This window comes from Exiguobacterium sp. s36, assembly GCF_018618345.1.
Taxonomy (GTDB): domain Bacteria; phylum Bacillota; class Bacilli; order Exiguobacteriales; family Exiguobacteriaceae; genus Exiguobacterium; species Exiguobacterium chiriqhucha.
On the sequence record NZ_JACSLW010000001.1, the window covers coordinates 761,308 to 780,616 of the forward strand.

General features: G+C 43.6%; 14 protein-coding genes. 11 read left to right on the forward strand and 3 right to left on the reverse strand.

Features of this window, described 5'->3' with window-relative positions; all coding sequences use genetic code 11:
• Window positions 1-172 precede the first annotated feature (172 nt).
• The 10 genes from KNP95_RS03840 (at window position 173) to KNP95_RS03885 (ending at window position 14,490) form a co-directional block, all read left to right on the forward strand.
• Window positions 173-2,311, forward strand: coding sequence for an NAD-dependent epimerase/dehydratase family protein (locus KNP95_RS03840; protein WP_214835506.1), 2,139 nt, complete (start codon window positions 173-175; stop codon window positions 2,309-2,311).
• Window positions 2,301-3,170 carry a bacterial transcriptional activator domain-containing protein gene (locus KNP95_RS03845; RefSeq protein WP_021066331.1) on the forward strand — a complete coding sequence of 290 codons (870 nt, stop codon included), beginning with the start codon at window positions 2,301-2,303 and terminating at the stop codon, window positions 3,168-3,170. The genes KNP95_RS03840 and KNP95_RS03845 overlap by 11 nt, the downstream gene beginning before the upstream one ends.
• Before the next feature lie 87 nt (window positions 3,171-3,257).
• Window positions 3,258-4,841 carry a DUF2194 domain-containing protein gene (locus KNP95_RS03850; protein ID WP_214835509.1) on the forward strand — a complete coding sequence of 528 codons (1,584 nt, stop codon included), beginning with the start codon at window positions 3,258-3,260 and terminating at the stop codon, window positions 4,839-4,841.
• Window positions 4,838-6,277, forward strand: a complete 1,440-nt coding sequence (gene pelF, locus KNP95_RS03855; protein WP_214803823.1) for a GT4 family glycosyltransferase PelF — start codon at window positions 4,838-4,840, stop codon at window positions 6,275-6,277. The genes KNP95_RS03850 and pelF overlap by 4 nt, the downstream gene beginning before the upstream one ends.
• Window positions 6,240-7,676 carry an exopolysaccharide Pel transporter PelG gene (gene pelG, locus KNP95_RS03860; protein ID WP_214803832.1) on the forward strand — a complete coding sequence of 479 codons (1,437 nt, stop codon included), beginning with the start codon at window positions 6,240-6,242 and terminating at the stop codon, window positions 7,674-7,676. Before pelF ends, pelG begins: the two co-directional genes overlap by 38 nt.
• Window positions 7,677-7,692: 16 nt before the next feature.
• Window positions 7,693-9,423 carry a CotH kinase family protein gene (locus KNP95_RS03865; protein WP_214803833.1) on the forward strand — a complete coding sequence of 577 codons (1,731 nt, stop codon included), beginning with the start codon at window positions 7,693-7,695 and terminating at the stop codon, window positions 9,421-9,423.
• A complete protein-coding gene (locus tag KNP95_RS03870; RefSeq protein WP_021066326.1) occupies window positions 9,420-10,118 on the forward strand; it encodes a polyphosphate polymerase domain-containing protein in 699 nt (232 codons plus the stop codon). Before KNP95_RS03865 ends, KNP95_RS03870 begins: the two co-directional genes overlap by 4 nt.
• A 13-nt stretch (window positions 10,119-10,131) precedes the next feature.
• Window positions 10,132-10,812, forward strand: a complete 681-nt coding sequence (locus KNP95_RS03875) for a DUF4956 domain-containing protein (protein WP_128123200.1) — start codon at window positions 10,132-10,134, stop codon at window positions 10,810-10,812.
• Between the two features lie 278 nt (window positions 10,813-11,090).
• A complete protein-coding gene (locus tag KNP95_RS03880; protein WP_214835511.1) occupies window positions 11,091-12,998 on the forward strand; it encodes a beta-glucoside-specific PTS transporter subunit IIABC in 1,908 nt (635 codons plus the stop codon).
• Window positions 12,999-13,035: 37 nt separating this feature from the next.
• Entirely contained in the window at window positions 13,036-14,490 is a 1,455-nt protein-coding gene (locus KNP95_RS03885; protein ID WP_214835513.1) for a 6-phospho-beta-glucosidase, read from the forward strand.
• A gap of 104 nt (window positions 14,491-14,594) precedes the next feature.
• Here the strand turns inward: KNP95_RS03885 and KNP95_RS03890 are convergent, their stop codons facing one another.
• From KNP95_RS03890 to KNP95_RS03900, 3 genes are all read right to left on the reverse strand, one after another.
• Window positions 14,595-16,187, reverse strand: coding sequence for a hypothetical protein (locus tag KNP95_RS03890; protein ID WP_214835515.1), 1,593 nt, complete (start codon window positions 16,185-16,187; stop codon window positions 14,595-14,597).
• Complete coding sequence (locus tag KNP95_RS03895; protein ID WP_214835517.1) at window positions 16,171-16,986, reverse strand: hypothetical protein; 816 nt, start codon at window positions 16,984-16,986, stop codon at window positions 16,171-16,173. The genes KNP95_RS03890 and KNP95_RS03895 overlap by 17 nt, the downstream gene beginning before the upstream one ends.
• A 363-nt stretch (window positions 16,987-17,349) precedes the next feature.
• Window positions 17,350-18,804, reverse strand: coding sequence for a J domain-containing protein (locus KNP95_RS03900; protein WP_214835519.1), 1,455 nt, complete (start codon window positions 18,802-18,804; stop codon window positions 17,350-17,352).
• A 121-nt stretch (window positions 18,805-18,925) separates the two neighbouring features.
• Between KNP95_RS03900 and KNP95_RS03905 the strand changes: the two genes are divergently transcribed.
• Window positions 18,926-19,246, forward strand: coding sequence for a hypothetical protein (locus KNP95_RS03905; protein WP_214835521.1), 321 nt, complete (start codon window positions 18,926-18,928; stop codon window positions 19,244-19,246).
• The last annotated feature ends 63 nt before the right edge of the window (window positions 19,247-19,309 follow it).

A 19,309-nucleotide genomic window follows, 5' to 3' on the forward strand; every position in this document is an offset into this window, starting at 1 on the left:
ATGTTTCAAACTAATATTGGAGAAAATATGTAGAATCAGCATTTAAATTCTACATTATTCGACTAATTGTAAGGAGCACATTGTCCTTTCTTCGATTTTAGGTAAATGCAACATCCGTCGATTATAATATTCCTTACGCATTCTTACTTTCAAATCATGAAGGGGCTAGACGATGAACATATTAATTACAGGCGGCTATGGATTTATTGGCAGCACTCTCGCTGAACGATTCTTTAAAGAAGGTCATCACGTACATATACTTGATAATCTCTCATCTGGCACGAAATCAAATATTGATTTCAAACATCGCTTCTTAATCTCAGACATATCCGATCCGAATTGTGAAGCTTTTTTTAGAACATACTCCTTCGATGTCGTGATCCATTGTGCCGCATCGAATCAACATTCCCATCTATCTCACCCAGTTCAATCGAACGTGAACGGTCTCCTTAATCTATTGACACTTTCAAAAAAATATCAGGTGAAACAATTTATTTATTGTTCGACCTCAGAGGTATATGGAAATCAGAGTGAAGGACTCATTACAGAGACAACAGCCCTTGCTCCAGCCACACCGTTCGCACTTGATCAACTCCATGGCGAAGCGTACTGCGAACAATGGTCTGAATTGTATGGACTTCCAACGCTCATACTCCGATTGGGTCATGTTTATGGACCGAAGCAACATACGAGTTCAGAGAGTTCACTCATCACCACTGTGACCTCTGCCGCTTCAAAAGGGACGAATATTCTCCTAAATGGTAGCCCTGACTGGACATACGACTTCATTTTTGTAGGGGATGTAGCCGATGCCGTATATCGCAGTGTCATGAGTCAATTAACCGGTATATACAATCTATCATCTAGCACTCAAACTTCTCTGCGCCGTTTATCTGAACTTGTCGGTTTGAATGACGTGACATACAGTCATACTGCTAAAACACACGCAGCTCCATTTGAAAATCGCAAATTAAAAACCGACTTAGATTGGGTACCAAAGTATACGATTGAAGAAGGACTGCACGCAACTCGGTTGTACTATGACAAACATGAAGTTGCAACGTCTGTCTCCGACGAGAAGAAATCGACGAAGTTCACCGCGCTCTTCTCGCACCCGTTTGTTCGAATTGCTGAGAATTTAACGTTATTTCTCATCTTTTTTGCTCTCTCACTCATCATGACACCTGTTGTAGATGCACCAGATTATTGGTTTATCTATGTGTTGTTAGCAGCCTTACTGTTTGGGAAAACCCAATCCCTCGTAGCCTCGATTTTGGCTGTTGGTGTTCAATTCTATGATCATGCTGCGACCGGTCGAAATATTCTATCTTTGTTCGTCGATAACTCAATTCTCGCGGTATTTACAATTTACCTATTGATTGGACTAATCGTGAGTTATGTCATGGATCGTCGCAAAATTGAGATTCAGTTTTTAAAAGATGAGTTAGCCGCAACGAGTGAACGTCACCACTTCTTAAATGAGATCTATGAAGAAACACTCGATATCAAAAATCAGTTACATCAACAAATCATTCGTTCGGAAGACAGTATCGGAAGTGTTTATGAAGCGACGCGTGCACTTGACAGCTTAGAGCCGGAAGGACTGTTTGTCGGATCAATTTCTGTACTCGAAAAAACATTGAAGGCTAACCATTTCGCCATCTATTTAGTAAATCAATCTGCTTTTGCACGACTAGCAGCCAAATCAGCCAATCCCGAGTTTCACCCTAAAAATTCACTAGATCTCGAGCAACATTCGCTAGTGAACGAAGTGGTTCAATCTAAAGAAATTGTGTTTAATACAGCGCTCACTCCAGAGGAAGCCATGTTCGGCGCGCCATTGCTCCGCCAAGGCGAAATATTTGCTGTGATTTTATGTTACCAAGTTCCGTTCCAAAACTTGACGCTGTCCTACCGAAACCTAATCGATGTTATGACGCGTTTGATCAACTCATCGCTCGATCGTTCATTTGGTTATATTGATGCCGTCCAACTTGATCGATACGTCGGAAATACAAACGCTCTGAAACAAGACTATTTCGAACGGATTGTCATACAAAAAGAACAGGCCAAAGTAGAGTTAAACATCCCTTACACGTTATTACACATTCGCGAATCCCTAACTGACACTGTCCTACACTCGGTAGATGCCACATTACGAACGACAGATTATTTAGGTTATCGTGATGACAATGAACTATATGCCCTATTATCAAACGCGACTATGGATGAATCGCAAATCGTTATTGAACGGTTAGCCCAAAAATCCATTCATGCCGAGGTCGTGGAGGACGTATCTTATGTTGAGTAACGCCTTAATCCTCCACTATGTTTTGGCAGTGATTACTCTTGTCATCGTCTTCCTCAAACAACGGAAAGATTTTATTCCAATGGCCTTCACGCTGATTGCTTTACCATTTTTCAGTTGGGGAATCATCTACTATTTACAACGTTCGAAACACGATGCAACAGAACTCCCTGATTGGCTTTTACGAAAAGAGGCCTATGAAGACGTAAGTCTAAGCCTCCCGGATAAATCAAGTGAGACAAATATGATTTCCCTACAAGATGCATTGATTTTAAATACGAATCAAATTAAACGTAAAACACTCATGAACATCTTAAAAAATGATTTCCTCCAACAGGCACCGATGCTTGCAGCTGCTTTGAAGAGTGAAGACAATGAGACGTCTCATTACGCAGCAACCGCACTTCAACAAGCTAAAACGCACCTCTCTAAACAACTGCGTCATCTAGAACGCGAACTAGAAGAACGGCCTGAGGACCCACAAGTTATTAAATCGTATTTACAAATTTTAAAACAGATCATGGACATGGAGTTTCTAGACAGACGGACCCAAATGAAGTATGCCTACACCTATCTCCATGCGCTAGCCAATTTGATTGATGTGGATGGCCGTGCGGAAACCATCTATCATGTGGAGCGTATCCAGATGGCACTTTCGCTCGGTGAATATGAGCATGCGCTTCAAGCGAGTGATTTGTTTTTACATCAACATCCTACGAACGAAACGGCCTATTTTGAAGCAATGGCCGTTCATTATGCAATGAAAAATGTAAAGCGAGTCCACGAAATGATTCATCTGCTTCGCTCCTCTGAAGTACGTTTATCGCCGGATGGACTCAATCAACTACGATTTTGGATATAGGTGAAAACAGTGAAACATGCGTTCAAACTTGAAAAAGGATTATATATTATCGGGGTATTTATCGCCGTATTAGGTGTTCTGTTTGTTTTGATTCGATCAGACTATGTGCTGAAGCTACCTTTGTTTAACGAGTCATCCGTTAGTGCAATTCGCACCCAATCGATTGATCCTAATAAAGACGGGACAATCGATTCGTTTTTGATTATCAACAGTCAAAAAGAAACGCGTCTTAGTGCATCTTTACTAGCACGGCTTGAAGGCATCGGCAAACGTGTGACCGTGTCCTCGATTGAAAAGCTAACGAGTCTACCAGAAGCCACAACCGTCATCATCGCGACAGAGCGGCTCGACTTATTACGTGACCGAGACATTCTCTTAAATTATGTAGGCAAAGGGGGGACTGTCTTTTTTGCGACGAGACCTTCTCCAAGTCCCCGTTTCATGGAGATATACCGTCACGTCGGTTTGATTGAGGTAGGTAACTTCGTCGAGACGACCGGAATTCAATTAACGAATCCGTTTTTCGGTGCCTCTGACTATCAAACGTTCGAGACCGAAGAACTGATTAATTCATCCCTATCCGTTCGTCTTGATCCGAGCGCGACATTACTCGCACGTTCGAGCCAAGATGTCCCGCTACTTTGGCAAACCGACTATCAAGCCGGACGTTTCATTTTCTTCAACGGAACGATGATGGAGGATCCTTTAGAACATGCCTTGTTCTTTGTGGGTCTGTCACACACAGACCCAATGCTACGCCCTATTTTGAATACGAAAATCACAGCGTTACATGGCTTCCCGTTTCATAGCTCGGACGAAAGAAACATCTCATCCTCGATGACAGATCGAGACTATTATCGAAATATCTTTTGGGCAGAACTCCAGCGGGTGGAAGCTAAGTATGACTTGAACTACGTGATGGCTACGGCAAGCCCGTCTTTGAATCCCCAACTAGAGACGTCTGCTTACTCCGAAGATTTGGCACTCTATGGACGCGAGACGTTACGGTCGGGTGGTGAGGTCGCCATTATATCAGCCCCTGAAAAGCAGCAAGAAGGTTGGTATAAGGCCAATAGTCAACAACTCCAATATGCGTTGCCAGGTCTCACCGTCAAAACCGTTCTTGCTACTTCACCGCTCGACGAGACGCGGCTCAACAAATCCTTTTCAGATGTGACTGTAGCCCTTGGCGGTACCCAATTCCCTACCATGCAAGAGGACCAATTGCGACTCCCTTCTGCTCCTAGCGACTTCACCAACACAGACTTGACGAAGTGGTATACGTTTAATGAGCTCGTCTCGAGCGGACTCATCTCCACACAAATCATGCCTCAAGCCGTCACGTCAGAAGAAGGTGGCGAACAATTTCTGGCTTCTTTTAAAGACAGTCATGAGATGCAACAACGAGAAGTACCATGGCTCCGCTCCACAAAAGCGTCAGACGTAGCAGACAACCATCACTTCTTTAACGGCTCGATTTATACGAAAAAAACAGATAACACCTACACGTTCACGCTTGACGAAGGATCGGATGAAACATTCTTTTATTTCACGACACCCATCCCGGTAGCGGACTACACCGATTGTCAGCTTGAATCAATCGGTCCAGGTTTATACCTCGTGAAGTCGGAGTCGTTATCGTTCACGATTCAATTGGAGGAAACGATATGAAAATTTGTCTAATTTCAGAAGGGGCCTATCCTCACGTCACAGGTGGTGTCTCGAGCTGGATTCAATCCATCATTACGCAAATGCCTGAACATGACTTCATCGTTTATTCGATTTCCGCTAAAGAATTAAAAGGCGCGAAGCCCAAATATACGCTCCCTCCGAATTTGATTGAATTGCGAGAAATTCATCTCGGGGATTACTTGGATCAAGCCATCGTGACCGGAAAACGTTACAAATTGACTGAAGCCGAACGGTTGGCCTTCCTCTCCCTTATGTCTAACCGTCAGACCGATTGGGATGTCCTATTCAACTTCTTTACGAGTGGCCGAATCGATTCGGTTATGAACTTTTTAGGAAGCAAAGATTTTTATGACATCGTCACCATCCTGTGTGAAAAACGTTTCATGCAAGTTCCGTTCACGGACATGTTTTGGGCGCTACGTTCGATGTTACTTCCGCTCTTCGTCTGCATCGATCAAAAAGTGCCCGTTGCCGACGTCTATCATAGCGTGTCGACGGGATACGCCGGCGTCTTAGGGGCACTTGCGAAGTATCAGTACGGAAAACCATTGCTTATCACAGAACATGGGATTTATACACGTGAACGTGAAGAAGAAATCATTAAGTCCTCATGGATCAAAGGCTACTTCAAGGATGTATGGATTGATTACTTCTACAGTTTATCCAACTGCGCCTATCAATACGCCGACGACGTCAGTACTTTGTTCGAAGGGAATCGTGAAATCCAATTGGAGCTCGGTTGCCCCCCAAACAAGACGTTTCTCATTCCGAACGGTATCGATGTCGCTCGATTTTCGCCCGAACTCCGGGCGACACGACCTGGGATTCATATCGGGGCCATCGTACGTGTTGTCCCAATCAAAGACATCAAGACGATGTTACAGGCGTTCGCGCTTGTTCAGGAGACCTTCCCTGACTCCAATTTTTATATCATCGGTCCCTTGGACGAAGATGAAGATTACTACGACGAGTGCCTCGACTTAATCGACACACTTGATTTACAGAACGTACATTTTACTGGACCTGTCAACGTCACGGACTACTTGACGTTCATGGACATTCTTGTCCTCTCAAGCATTAGCGAAGGACAACCTTTGGTAATTTTAGAGGCGCTTGCGATGGAGATTCCCTTTGTCTCGACCGACGTCGGAGGGTGCCGTGAACTATTAGAAGGACCAGAAGATCACTACGGTCCAGCCGGCGCAACTGTCCCTGTCATGCATTTTCACCTACTGGCGTTAGAGATCATAAAATTAATCGAGCGCCCGGAATCGAGAATGACATATGGACAAAATGGGCGGGAACGCGTCCTCAACCGTTACACGCTCCACATGATGATTGACCGTTATAAATCTTATTACGAGAAAGGAGAACGTCATGGCCGGAATCGGATTTCAACTGAAGCGTCTGTATGACCAATCTAGCTTTTTCGGACAACTCCGCGCCTATGGATATTCCTCGATTACTGCGGTCGGTCCTATGTTTTTATCCATACTGTTAATCACAGCATCACGCGAATGGCTTCTCTTTTTGGACGTCGCCGCAACAGAGATTAACATCTATATGGCAGCGGTCCAATACACATTTATCTTCTCTCAATTGCTGACTGGTGGCTTTTTGTTCACGATTTCTCGGTTCGTAGCCGATCAGACGTTTTTAGAGAAAGAAGAGCACGTCTTGTCGTCTTTATACGGACTCATCAGTCTCGTCGTCTTAATCGGGTTTGTGATGACGGTCGTCTTCTACGCCGGGTCTCCGCTACCTTTCAGTTATAAGCTCGTGACGTATTTATACTTCACCCAGCTCTCTGTCATTTGGATTTTATCGATGTATGTATCCGCTCTGAAAGACTACAAAAAAATCGTCAAGAGCTACTTACTCGGAACGATTGTCGCGGCATTTTTCATTTGGCTGTTGACGGGACCACTCGATTCAGCGACACCGACCTCGGTCTTCATCGGACTAAACATCGGCTTTTTTATCATCTTGATTCGGTTATTCCGAGACATCCACAATTACTTTCAAGTGAACGATCGTAATTACTTTTATTTTCTCGTTTATCTCGAGAAGTACCCGCTCCTGTTTTTAATTGGTGTTGCCTATTATTTTGGTTTATACGGACATAATTTGGCGACTTGGTTTGGAGACCGGGCCATCGTTGTCGGGGAGACCTTCTTAATGGCGCCTTATTATGACACTCCGGTGTTCTACGCCTATTTGAGCGTCTTGCCTTCTCTCGTGTTGTTTATGGTCACGCTCGAGACGACTTTTTATACGACGTATAAAAAATATTACGGTCGGATTTTGAACGGATACCCGTACAAAGATATTCAGAACGCAAAACAAGAGATGTATCGAACACTTGGTTCCGAGCTCTTGTTCATGGCTCAAGTTCAAATGTTAATCACGTTCATCTTCTTATTTTTAGGTGTGCGTCTGCTTCCCTTCCTAGGGATGACGCAAAACCAAATCGATATTTACATTATCGTGGTACTCGGTAGTTGGTTCCTCAGTTTGATCATCACGTTCTTCTTGATTTTGCTTTATTTTGACGAACGTCGCGCTGCCATCAGTTTGACTGGATTTTATGCGGTGGCGAGCTTCACGACTACCCTGTTGTTTGTACTCGGTTTCGATATGTACGGCGTCGGCATGTTCCTCTCCTCCGTCCTCGGGTTTCTATGGGGAGCTCGTCTGCTCATCCGGAGCTTAAATGACATCGACTATACCACGTTCTGTTCACAGCCGATTGTCTACCAAAAAATCACGACGAAAACCGAACGATTCTTGCGACGAATCGGCAGCTTGTCATGAAAGAAGGAGTTAATTAATGAAACGGTTGCCTTATCCGAAAACGACAGTCAGTATCATCTGCTTATTTTTTGTTTTGCTTGGCCTTCAAGCCATTCTAAAGTCTCCATCGACATCGACGTCGACATCAGCCTCATCGACTGTCACATCGCCCGAGGCAAAATTGTCCGAAACGTCGTTCGCTGAAGACAAACGGGTGTATGCCAGCCATGATGGCAACCGGCTTGAGCACGTATACGTCACTGTGTTCGACCAAAAGTCGGTACCGGAAAACGACATCACTCTGTATGATTTAAATGAATCGTATAAACAGTATAGCAACCTCGAGAGCGGTCCGAAGCTGTTCGTCCATTTTGAGTCAGGCGATGCTGAGGGTCCTGATTCCCTCAACTTATTTGATGACGCGACCGTCAATGCCACCATCGAACTACGGGGGCGATCGAGCCGTTTAGAACCACAAAAGTCGTATAAAATCCGACTCCAAGACAGCGCCGGGCTGTGGTACGGCCAAAGTGTACTGAATTTAAATAAACATGCGGACGACCGGACACGGGTTCGCAATCGTTTGGCCTTCGCCTATTACGAACAACTCGATGATATCTCAAGTTTGCGTACCAACTTCGTTCAATTGCATGTCCGCGATATGACGGATCCGAGCCAGGCTGACGAATTTGTCAGTTACGGCCTCTATACGCATGTCGAACAACTGAATGAGGAGGCGCTCTCTGCGCGCGGATTGAACCCAGATGGTCATTTATACAAAGCAGAAAATTTTGAGTTTCATCGCTACCCGGATGCCTTAAAAGCGAAAGACGATCCGACTTATGACAAAAAAACATTCGAGTCGGTGCTCAAAATTAATGGTTCGGATAATCATGAAGAGTTGTTGACCATGCTCGATGATTTGAATGATTTATCCAAACCGTTCGACGAAGTATTCGACACCTATTTCGATGAGGACAATTACTTAACATGGCTTGGGACGAATATTTTGTTTGGTAACTATGACACGATGTCGACGAACTATTATTTATATAGTCCGCTCAACTCGGAAAAATGGTATTTCATGCCTTGGGACTTCGACAAAGCACTCGGACGAGATACTGAACGGACGGACGTCATGCCAAGTTGGCAACAAGGTGTCCAACGTTACTGGGGAACTGTCCTCCATCGCCGTTATTTAAAAGACCCGGATCACGTCGAGGCACTGAAGACAAAAATGGAGGAATTGACGCGCGTCATCAATGCGGACAATACGAAACGATTGATTGATGGATTCTATCCGGTTGTCGCCCCACTCGTCACGAGTGAACCAGATATTCGCTTCTTAAGCGTCGAAGCAAAAGATTATGCGACGAGTTATCGTACACTCGAAAATATCACTTCGAAATATCATAAAGATTTTATTCGATCTCTCGAAAATCCAATGCCGATTTTCCTTAACCATGCTCGTGAAGGGAAGCAAGATGTCTTCCGATGGGATGCTTCATACGACATCCAAAACGATGAGTTACGATATCACTTTGAATTGAGTAAATCTCCTGATTTTTCGACGCTCGTCACCGAAAAGCAAAACATGACGACGTTTTCTCAGTCGATTCCAAGCCTTGACCCCGGTCGTTACTATTGGCGTGTCACGGTCACAGACGCGGAAGGAAATACACAAATCCCATTTGACTATTACCGTGATAACGACCGTACGATGCATTGGGGAGTCCAACAAATTGTCATACCAGGAGCAAAACCATGAAGCGATTCCGGCACGAACTCAAATACTTTATTAATGAAAAAGATTACGCGACCCTTCGCGACAAAATCAGTCTCGTCCTGACCCAAGACCGGCACTCCGTCAGTCGGGACGGCTACTTGATTCGCAGTCTTTATTTCGACAACGTGTATGATCACGATTTGATTCAAAAGAACAGTGGAATCTTCCGCCGTAAAAAGTTTCGGATTCGAACGTACAACTACTCAGAAGACGTCATCAAGCTCGAGAAAAAAAGTCGGCAAGGTGAATACATTTTAAAATCCTCTGTCCCGATTACGCGTGAAGAATATGAACAAATCTTAGACTGGGACTATGACTTCTTGTTGAAGAAAACAGGGCAGCTATACCAAGAGTTTTACTACTATCTGACGAGCTCCCAAATGCGTCCCCGTGTCATCGTCGACTATGTCCGTGAGGCATACGTCGGGACCCTCGGCAATGTCCGGGTCACGTTCGATAAAGAGCTTAGCTTCGTCACGAACAGTGTCGATTTGTTCGAGAAGCACCCTGTATCGGAAGAAGTACTCGACTATCCAAAGACGATTTTGGAAGTGAAGTACGATGAATTCTTGCCGGAGTATGTACGCCAATTATTGCAGTTAGAGTCACACCAACGATCTGCCATTTCGAAGTATGTTCACTGTCGGATGGCCAGCATTCGTTATCATGGATTATGAAAGAGTGGAATCAATGGATACAACAATAAACTTTAACGATGTCATTAAAAATAGCTTCTTAAACGAATTTACCTTCGGAAATTTATCAATTATCGATGTGATGTTAGGATTGTTGACCGCTTTTATTGCCGGCGGCTTCATCTACCTCATCTATAAAATGACATACCGAGGTGTCCTGTACAGTCCGAGCTTCAATGCCACGTTGCTCGTCATGACGATGATTACGTGCCTCGTCATTATGACCATTTCGACGAACGTCGTCTTATCACTCGGGATGGTCGGTGCACTCAGTATCGTCCGTTTCCGGACAGCCATCAAAGACCCGTTCGACGTCGTCTTTATGTTTTGGGCAATCGCGGCCGGCATCTCGAGTGGCGCCGGACTCTACTTTTTGACGTTGTTCGGCGCGGTTGTCGTCGGAGCTGTCATCTTCATGTTGTCCCGGAAAAAGCATACCGATACGCTTTATCTTCTCGTAATCCATTACTATGAAGATGGGAACGATGAAGTACGACGTGAACTGCAGCAACTCGATTACACGCTCAAATCAAAAATCGTTCGGAAAGATGTCGTCGAATTGACGGCGGAGTTACGCTTGAAAATCGACAATACAGCTTTCATGAACCGACTGAACGATATTGAAGAAGTCCGCGACGTCTCACTCGTCCAATACAACGGAGACTACGCCGTATAATCCAATCCAATGGACTCGCCTCATGGTGAGTCCATTTTTGTCTAAATAAAGAAATCTGAAAATTCCTAAATGTAAGCGTTGACATTTTGTTTTGGCACGTGCTACATTTCAAGTATCAAATAACAACTGAACGGTCTCCTGCGCAGGAATGTTACCTTTAGTGGGCATAACCTGACTCGAGTCAGATGGTAGACGTGATTTCACGTATCTCATCTGACACGGGTCAGGTTTTTTATTTGACGCGAACGTAAAATCCAATGGAAAAGGAAGGTATGGACATGAAATACGAACAGCTCGCACGCGACATTATCCAGCAAGTCGGCGGCAAAGAGAACGTCAACAGCGTCGTCCACTGTATCACCCGTTTGCGCTTCAAATTAAAAGACGAGAGCAAGGCCAACACGGAAGCCCTCAAAAACATGGATGGTGTCGTCACCGTCATGAAGAGCGGCGGCCAATACCAGGTCGTCATCGGTAATCACGTCCCCGACGTGTATAAAGCCGTCGTCGAAGTCGGCGGTTTCCAGAACCAGTCACCGATTGAAGAAGAGGAAGGTCCGAAAGGATCATTATTCAGCCGGTTCATCGATATCATCTCTAGCATTTTCACTCCTGTCCTCGGCGTCTTGGCCGCGACCGGGATGATCAAAGGGTTCAACGCCCTCTTCGTCGCTCTCGGTTGGCTCGACGCCACATCCGGCACGTATCAGCTGTTGAACGCCATCGGCGACTCGTTGTTCTACTTCTTCCCAATCTTCCTCGGCTATACGGCCATTAAGAAGTTCGGTGGCAGTCCGTTTATCGGGATGGCCATCGGGGCGGCGCTCGTCTATCCGACGCTGTCGACACTCACGGCCGGTGACCCGCTTTACACCGTTTTCGCCGGCACCATGTTCGAGTCACCGATCCATATCACGTTCCTCGGTGTGCCGGTCATCTTGATGACATACTCGACATCGGTTATTCCAATCATCATCGCGGCGTTCTTCGCAGCGAAGCTTGAGAACTTCTTGAAGACGGTCATTCCGGACGTCGTCAAAATGTTCATCGTTCCATTATTGACGTTGCTCATCATCGTTCCGCTCACGTTCATCTTAATCGGACCAATCGCGACATGGGCCGGTATGTTGCTTGGTAGCGCCACGGTCGCCGTCTACAACTTGAGCCCGCTCATCGCCGGGATCTTCCTTGGCGGTCTCTGGCAGGTGTTCGTCATCTTCGGCCTACATTGGGGACTCGTCCCGGTCGCCATCAACAACTTGACGTCACTCGGGGCAGACCCGGTACTCGCACTCGTCTTCGCAGCCTCATTCGCGCAAATCGGTGCCGTACTCGCAGTCTTCCTTCGCATTAAAAATCAAAAAATCAAAACACTCTCGATCCCGGCCTTCATCTCAGGAATCTTCGGGGTCACCGAGCCGGCCATTTACGGGGTCACGCTCCCACTCAAGAAACCGTTCATCATGAGCTGTATCGGTGGTGCCGTCGGTGGTGGGATCATGGGCATCATGGGTACACAAGTGTATATCATCGGTGGACTCGGCGTCTTCGGATACCCGTCAAACATCTCACCGGAAGGCATCACGACCGGCTTCTATGGTTCACTCATCGGGACGGCCGTCGCCTTCGTCGTCGGTTTCGTCTTGACGTACTTGTTCGGTGGCGTCAATAAAGCGGTCGCCGCAACACCACAACCAGAAGTCACACCAGTCTCACAAGAAGTATCAGCGACGAAAGTCGGCCAAGAGCAAATCCTCAGTCCACTTGCCGGCAACGTCGTCAACTTGAAAGATATCTCGGACGTCGCCTTCTCATCGGGCTCACTCGGCCAAGGTGTCGCCATCGAACCGACGGAAGGCAAGCTCGTCGCCCCGGTATCTGGGACGGTGTCCGCCCTCTTCCCAACGCATCACGCCATCGGTATCACGACCGAGACCGGGGCTGAGGTGCTCATCCATATCGGTATGGACACGGTTCAACTCGAAGGCAAACACTTTAAAGCACACGTCACGCAAGGCGAATTCGTCGAGAAAGGACAGCTGTTGATCGAGTTCGACCTCGACGCAATCAAACGCTCTGGCCGTGCCCTCACGACACCGGTCATCGTCACGAACCGGAAAGTGATTTCACCGAGCCGGGCCACAAACGTTCGCTCAGGCGAAGCCTTGTTTGTCATCAACGAATAAATGTGGGAGGGCCCGTCCCTCCCCTATCTGAGAAAGGATGGATTTAATGAGTTTTCCAAACGGATTTTTATGGGGCGGCGCCATCGCCGCGAACCAAGCTGAAGGTGCGTACTCAGAAGGTGGAAAAGGCTTGACGACGGTCGACTTGTTGCCGACCGGCAAGAAGCGCTTCGACGTCATGTTCGGTGACTTGCCGTCACTCGAGCCGGTGCCGGGCGAGTTTTATCCTTCACACGAAGCAATCGACTTCTATCACCGTTATAAAGAAGATATCGCGCTGTTCGCCGAGATGGGATTCAAGGCGCTCCGCCTGTCGATCTCATGGGCCCGTATCTTCCCGAACGGCGACGACGCCGAGCCGAACGAGGCCGGGCTCCAGTTTTATGACGACGTCTTCGACGAACTGTTGAAGCACGGCATCGAGCCGGTCGTCACGATCGCCCACTTCGACGTACCGGTCAGCCTGATCCAAAACTACGGAAGTTGGCGCAATCGCCGTGTCGTCGACTTCTTCGAGACGTACGCGACGACGCTGTTCACCCGCTATAATGGTAAAGTGAAATATTGGATGACGTTCAATGAGATCAATATGCTGTTACACTTGCCGTTCATCGGCGCCGGTCTCGTCTTTGCGGACGGCGAGGACAAGCAGCAAGTGAAATATCAGGCGGCGCATCACCAGCTCGTTGCGAGCGCGAAAGCGGTCAAGGCGGCGCACGCCATCAACCCCGACATGCAAGTCGGCTGCATGCTCGCGGCCGGTCAGACGTACGCCTACTCGTGCAACCCGGACGACGTCTTGGACGCGATGGAAAAGGACCGTGAATCGTTCTTCTTCATCGATGTCCAGTCGCGCGGCGAGTACCCAGGTTATGCCAAACGCTTCCTCGACGAAAACGGCATCACTCTCCAAATGGAAGACGGCGACCTCGATTTGTTGAAACAGCATACGGTCGACTATATCGGCTTCAGCTATTATGCGAGCCGGACGACGAGCACGGACCCGGAGATCAACGCATCGACCGAAGGCAACATCTTCAGCTCGCTCGAGAACCCGTTCCTCGAGAAGTCGGAGTGGGGCTGGACGATCGATCCGACCGGCTTCCGCATCACGGCGAACCAACTGTACGACCGCTACCAGAAGCCGTTGTTCGTCGTCGAGAATGGACTCGGTGCCGTCGACGCGCCAGACGCGAACGGCTACGTCGAAGACGACTATCGCATCGACTATATGGCGAAGCATATCGAACAGATGCGTGAGGCCATCAAGGACGGCGTCGAGATTCTCGGCTATACGAGCTGGGGTCCGATCGACTTGGTCAGCGCCTCGACCGGCGAGATGAAGAAACGTTACGGCTTCATCTACGTCGACAAAGACAATGAAGGTAACGGGTCTCTCACCCGTTCGAAGAAGAAGAGCTTTGATTGGTATAAGCAAGTTATCGCGACGAATGGTGAAGAAGTAACACTTAAGGCTTCTGTAGAGAAATGAGAAAAGCAGCTTCGGCCGAATTGGCTGGAGCTGCTTTTCTCATTTCACTTGTACTTTCTAAATTTCCCTTTATTCAAATATCATATGATTTTTGTTCATTTTGTTCATAAGTTAAAAAAATTACTAACATCTTCTAGATTTTTTAGTATCTTCGCGTCCTTTACCTTCAAGGAATTAGCTAATTCTATACTTGTTGTAAACCTTGAATTTACAGTGTGACTATCATCAAATGTTTTTACTGTTAGAGATCGATAAACTTTATATTCATTGATTATTCGGTTTAACAAATTTTGATATTCATGATTTATTGTGGCTAATGTTTTTGTATATGTGCGTTGTAACTCCTTATCATCCACCTGAAGTTCTTTTTTTACACACGCAATATCTTCATTTATTTTCTGTAAAGAAAACACCAATTCTTCAATCGCGTACATTAAAATAGCTACAGTAATACCTGTTAAAATTCCTCCTACGAGGCTACCAATAAGCTCTGCAAAAGTAGCAAATATTGTTGTTTTTAAATATACTGCAAAAGATTCAGTAAATATCACCCCAGTAGTCGTAACTAAGATTGCTGTAATAATTTTGGAGGCTTTTTTGAGAGCGGTATGTCGAGGTGTCACTTCATATCGATTAGTCAAAAGACAGTAAGCCTGCCAAAGACCACTTAGACCATCAGTTATCATTTTCGCCATATTTTTTGTTGTAGTGTATGCCGAGTTTATAAGAACGGTAATCAAATTACTTATAAATCCTCGAAGAAAACCTTCTGCAAACACAGTTAAAAAACGTTTTATTTTTTGTGACATGTGAATGTGTACTCGATTGAAGGCTTTCTTTAGTTCCTTGGTTCTACGTTCCCAATTATTAAAATGTTTTATTTTTGCGAAATAAACATTTAACTCTCTAAATAGAACAGACTGTAATTCATAAAGGAATAAACCCATTGCTTGTTTTAAACCTACAACCAGACCTTGTTTAACTCCAGTTACAGTTAGTCCTTTTGAATAATATTTGATTCCAGCAACTTTAATCGAATCATTAATATGTTTCTTAGCTACAGTGTGACGTGACAATGCAGACTTTTTATCAATTTCGAAATAATCAAAATTACTTTTTTTTTGGTTTAATGAATTATTACTATCCCCCCACTCTTCTAAATCCTTCTTGCCTTTCGACAAATTTATCTTGCCCGTCGTTAAAGCTAGGTTCTGATTATCAACGGCCATCCCTCCCCGCTCAACGTCTGTCATATACAGCCGAGCCTTAGGATTTTCATGAATTCCAGCTGCTGACACTACATGATCTAGATGGCTCCACGAAACGTTCGACAATTCTTTATTCGTATAAGCATCTATGGGTATCGAATATTGTTTAAGATGTTGTCTTTTCTTTTGACGCCATTCAGGTTCATATATTTTTCTTCTTACTTCTGAAGAATACTTCTTCTCATAACGCTCTTTTACATCAAGTTCTGCAAATACTTTTGCATTCGCATTGTGAAGTGTTGTTACATTTCCCCCTTTTTTGTAATCTTCTAAAAAAGGACCTATTCCAAATTCATTAATAACTTGAGTCAACGCAATTTCTTTAAACTCTTGTAGCAATATTTTAATTCCAGTACGTCCTAACTTAGGCGTAGTATTAAGGTTAATCCCATAATTTTGTTGAAGAATGTTTTCAAAAGATTGATTCATCAATGTCGCCCACCTTCTTATTCAGAATGATTGAGGATGTATGAAGTAAATTCACTAAAGTTCCCAATAAACTTAAAAGGTCACGATCTTTTTTTATATTCTCTATGCTGTAATCATTTAATTTAATTAGGGGACCAATTTCATTCATTAAAGAATTGATTCCTTTTCTACTTTCCATTGTTAAATCTATTAATTCCCGTACTTCTCCTATACTTCTCATTAACAATTTTTGTTCATTTCTATATGCAAGAGCTTGATTTTGTATTCTCATCGCTTTTGATTTATTCGAATAATTTTCGTAAACAAAATTCAATGGGAAGAGTAACGAAGAAAAATACATCATGCCACGAGCTAATAATTTCACTGGTAATATAAAATCAGCTATGAGCCAATTAAATGTCACTTGAGTGATTGCTTTATTATCTTTTTTTAAACCCGGGATGATTGAAGCAAAAGTTGTAGCCATCGATACTATTTCATTGTGAGTTATATCTGTTTTCGAATTCGAACTAATTTTCTTATTAATAAGAATGCGTGCCTCATTATTCACTTCTTCTACTAATTTCTCGTATTCCCCAACTTCTTCTGCAATTATTTGTACGCTTAATTTTAAATCAGCAGGTTTGTGTTTGAGATGGTTCAAAATTTCCCACTTCTCATTGATTGAGATATTTAGCAATCTTCTTTCGTTATATAACCTTTCTGACATTGCAATAAGACCCTTCTTGGTCCGTCCATACAATAATTCTGCAAAACTCAGACGTTCAATCGATTCATTTTTCAACTCTCTATTTAGCATAATTAACCTCCTTATTAATTAAGTAGAAACAACACTATGGCTGTGCATTAATTACCTTTTCAGTTTTAATTATAAGTAAGTAAGGAGGTGTTCGATTAATTCACTTTATAATCACCTATTTATTCTTATATTTTTACATCTTGAATTGTTAATTGGAAAAAAATAATACATCTTGTGTTTGTTTAGCTTTTTATTGTAATTATCTTTTTTTGTTTCTCTCCATGTGATTTCCCCAGATTTATCAACTATTTTTCACAAAAAAAACGTGCTTCTTCCTAGTAGGATAAGAAACACGTTTTATGTTGATTATCGATTTTTATATAAAATATATTGTTTAATAAAATAATCCATGATCATTTGAATTCAATAACTTGAATATGACTGTATGCCACCTTCTGAGAACTGTTTCAAAAGTGTAGTATCTACGATGTACCACGTCTGTGCATCGTAGTCGAATTCTAAATTGTATCGGAAAGTACTTGGTTTAGAATCGTCTTCCTCAGCAAACTCCATCGTATCTTCATCTAAGTATTCACCCTCGTATTGAATTCTAGCTTCAATCGTGGCTTTGATTGGATTAGATTCTTCAATGCTGATTGAATCACTACTGAACTCCAATCCGACATATTCACCTTGCCAATACCAATCATTTCGATCCAGTGCTCGGTAATATGATTCTTGTCGATCGATATAGTCTGACGAACGAATGCGAGTAAAGTAACTAGAATCTTTATTTCGATAAGCTTTTTCCCAATCCCGTGCATTCGTATAAATTGTATCCACAATATCCTGTTTCACTTCTGGGCGAACTGGATCAATTCGATCACTCGATGAATCTGAAATCAGTTTTCGCTCATCTACCTTCCAATACCCATCTTCTTTCAGTATTGTCAGTTGCCATTCCATTTCACTACCTTCTGGTTCCCCTCTCAAATAAGGGACATAAGATAGAGAAGAATAGTCCGTCCCCACAATCGCAACCACTCGACTCTCAGTCACTTCAATGATATTGGATGAACTGATTGGGTATGATTGAATTTCACCTTCAAAAACCACGTGATTTTCTCCCATTCTTTCAACAATAGGACGAAAATCGCTTCGAAATTTATCTGTGACAATTCCCGAAAAGTTATCTGTTCTTCCTTTTAGTGAGTTCTGTAAATCTGTAAAAAATACTGGTGACATATCGTTCACTAATCCGATTGCCATTTCATTTAAGTAAGCTTGTTCATCGTCTTCATTTTGCTCTTCGTCTTCGAAGACTTCATCAGAATAAGACTCATCTTCAGAATAATAACCTTCGTCATACTCTCCATCCCAGTCTTCTTCATCCGAAGGTAATAGACTAAAATCCATTTCGTTATTCGTATAGTATTGATGCGTAGCATTTGATAAGAACGCGCCACTCGCTACAAGTAAAAAAGCCATTGGCAAAACATAATATTTCTTGTTGTTCGCAGATCCTTTACTCATATCTGAGCGATAATGTGAAATTTTAGAAGAGATTGAAGGGTACGTAAACTGCTGGTTGTAATTTTGATCCCCTAAAAAGATTTTTTGCTGTATATCACGATGATTTGAACTCTTTTTGGGTTTCCCTCCTAATTTAGGCACTGATTGATTACTTAGTTCATGTTCAACATTGGAAATATAACTTCTTTCATGGACAGTCTTATTTAATGACCTGACGATGATTTGATAAGCTTCTTCAATTTCATCAAAGTTTGCTGAATCGTCTTTACGAAGATTCAGGTATTCTTTTTCAACTTCCTCTCTTGTATGTAAAGGAGTTACTTTCAAAACTTTGTAAGGATTCATTAGATTTTCTCCCCGCAGTGGATAAGTACATTTTTAATTACGTAAATGAAAGAATGAAAATTTATAGTTTTTGTAATAAGCTATAAGTATCTTACAAATTATATCTTAAGGAGGATTTTATATGGATAACGATTTTGATTCATACGACTATCAATCACTAAGTGAGATATCACCTACTGACATCGCAAATGATCCATTTGTTCTGTCTAATGCTATGGTACATTCTTCACACGCAATGACTGTTGATGATTGTTTGTTAAAACACGATCCTTTAGCACACATCCAACATTTGAACCTGGAACCTGTAAAGTTAACTTATGTAGAACCTCACTGGGTAGATGGGTATCTCCGCTCAGATGGCACATATGTACAAGGCTATTTCCGTGACGGAGATGGAAACACGAATGTATTTGATGGTGATGGATACTACAGAAGAAGCTAATGCTAGATAATAAGGGATGATAGTTAAATAATAACTATCATCCTTTTATTATTCGTGGGTTAT

Excerpts from the sequence above, each read along its gene's own strand:
- KNP95_RS03840 (WP_214835506.1), top strand. The coding sequence starts at position 173 with ATGAACATATTAATTACAGGCGGCTATGGATTTATTGGCAGCACTCTC.
- KNP95_RS03845 (WP_021066331.1), top strand. The coding sequence starts at position 2,301 with ATGTTGAGTAACGCCTTAATCCTCCACTATGTTTTGGCAGTGATTACT.
- pelF (WP_214803823.1), top strand. The coding sequence starts at position 4,838 with ATGAAAATTTGTCTAATTTCAGAAGGGGCCTATCCTCACGTCACAGGT.
- pelG (WP_214803832.1), top strand. The coding sequence starts at position 6,240 with ATGGCCGGAATCGGATTTCAACTGAAGCGTCTGTATGACCAATCTAGC.
- KNP95_RS03865 (WP_214803833.1), top strand. The coding sequence starts at position 7,693 with ATGAAACGGTTGCCTTATCCGAAAACGACAGTCAGTATCATCTGCTTA.
- KNP95_RS03870 (WP_021066326.1), top strand. The coding sequence starts at position 9,420 with ATGAAGCGATTCCGGCACGAACTCAAATACTTTATTAATGAAAAAGAT.
- KNP95_RS03875 (WP_128123200.1), top strand. The coding sequence starts at position 10,132 with ATGGATACAACAATAAACTTTAACGATGTCATTAAAAATAGCTTCTTA.
- KNP95_RS03880 (WP_214835511.1), top strand. The coding sequence starts at position 11,091 with ATGAAATACGAACAGCTCGCACGCGACATTATCCAGCAAGTCGGCGGC.
- KNP95_RS03885 (WP_214835513.1), top strand. The coding sequence starts at position 13,036 with ATGGATTTAATGAGTTTTCCAAACGGATTTTTATGGGGCGGCGCCATC.
- KNP95_RS03890 (WP_214835515.1), bottom strand. The coding sequence starts at position 16,187 with ATGAATCAATCTTTTGAAAACATTCTTCAACAAAATTATGGGATTAAC.
- KNP95_RS03895 (WP_214835517.1), bottom strand. The coding sequence starts at position 16,986 with ATGCTAAATAGAGAGTTGAAAAATGAATCGATTGAACGTCTGAGTTTT.
- KNP95_RS03900 (WP_214835519.1), bottom strand. The coding sequence starts at position 18,804 with ATGAATCCTTACAAAGTTTTGAAAGTAACTCCTTTACATACAAGAGAG.
- KNP95_RS03905 (WP_214835521.1), top strand. The coding sequence starts at position 18,926 with ATGGATAACGATTTTGATTCATACGACTATCAATCACTAAGTGAGATA.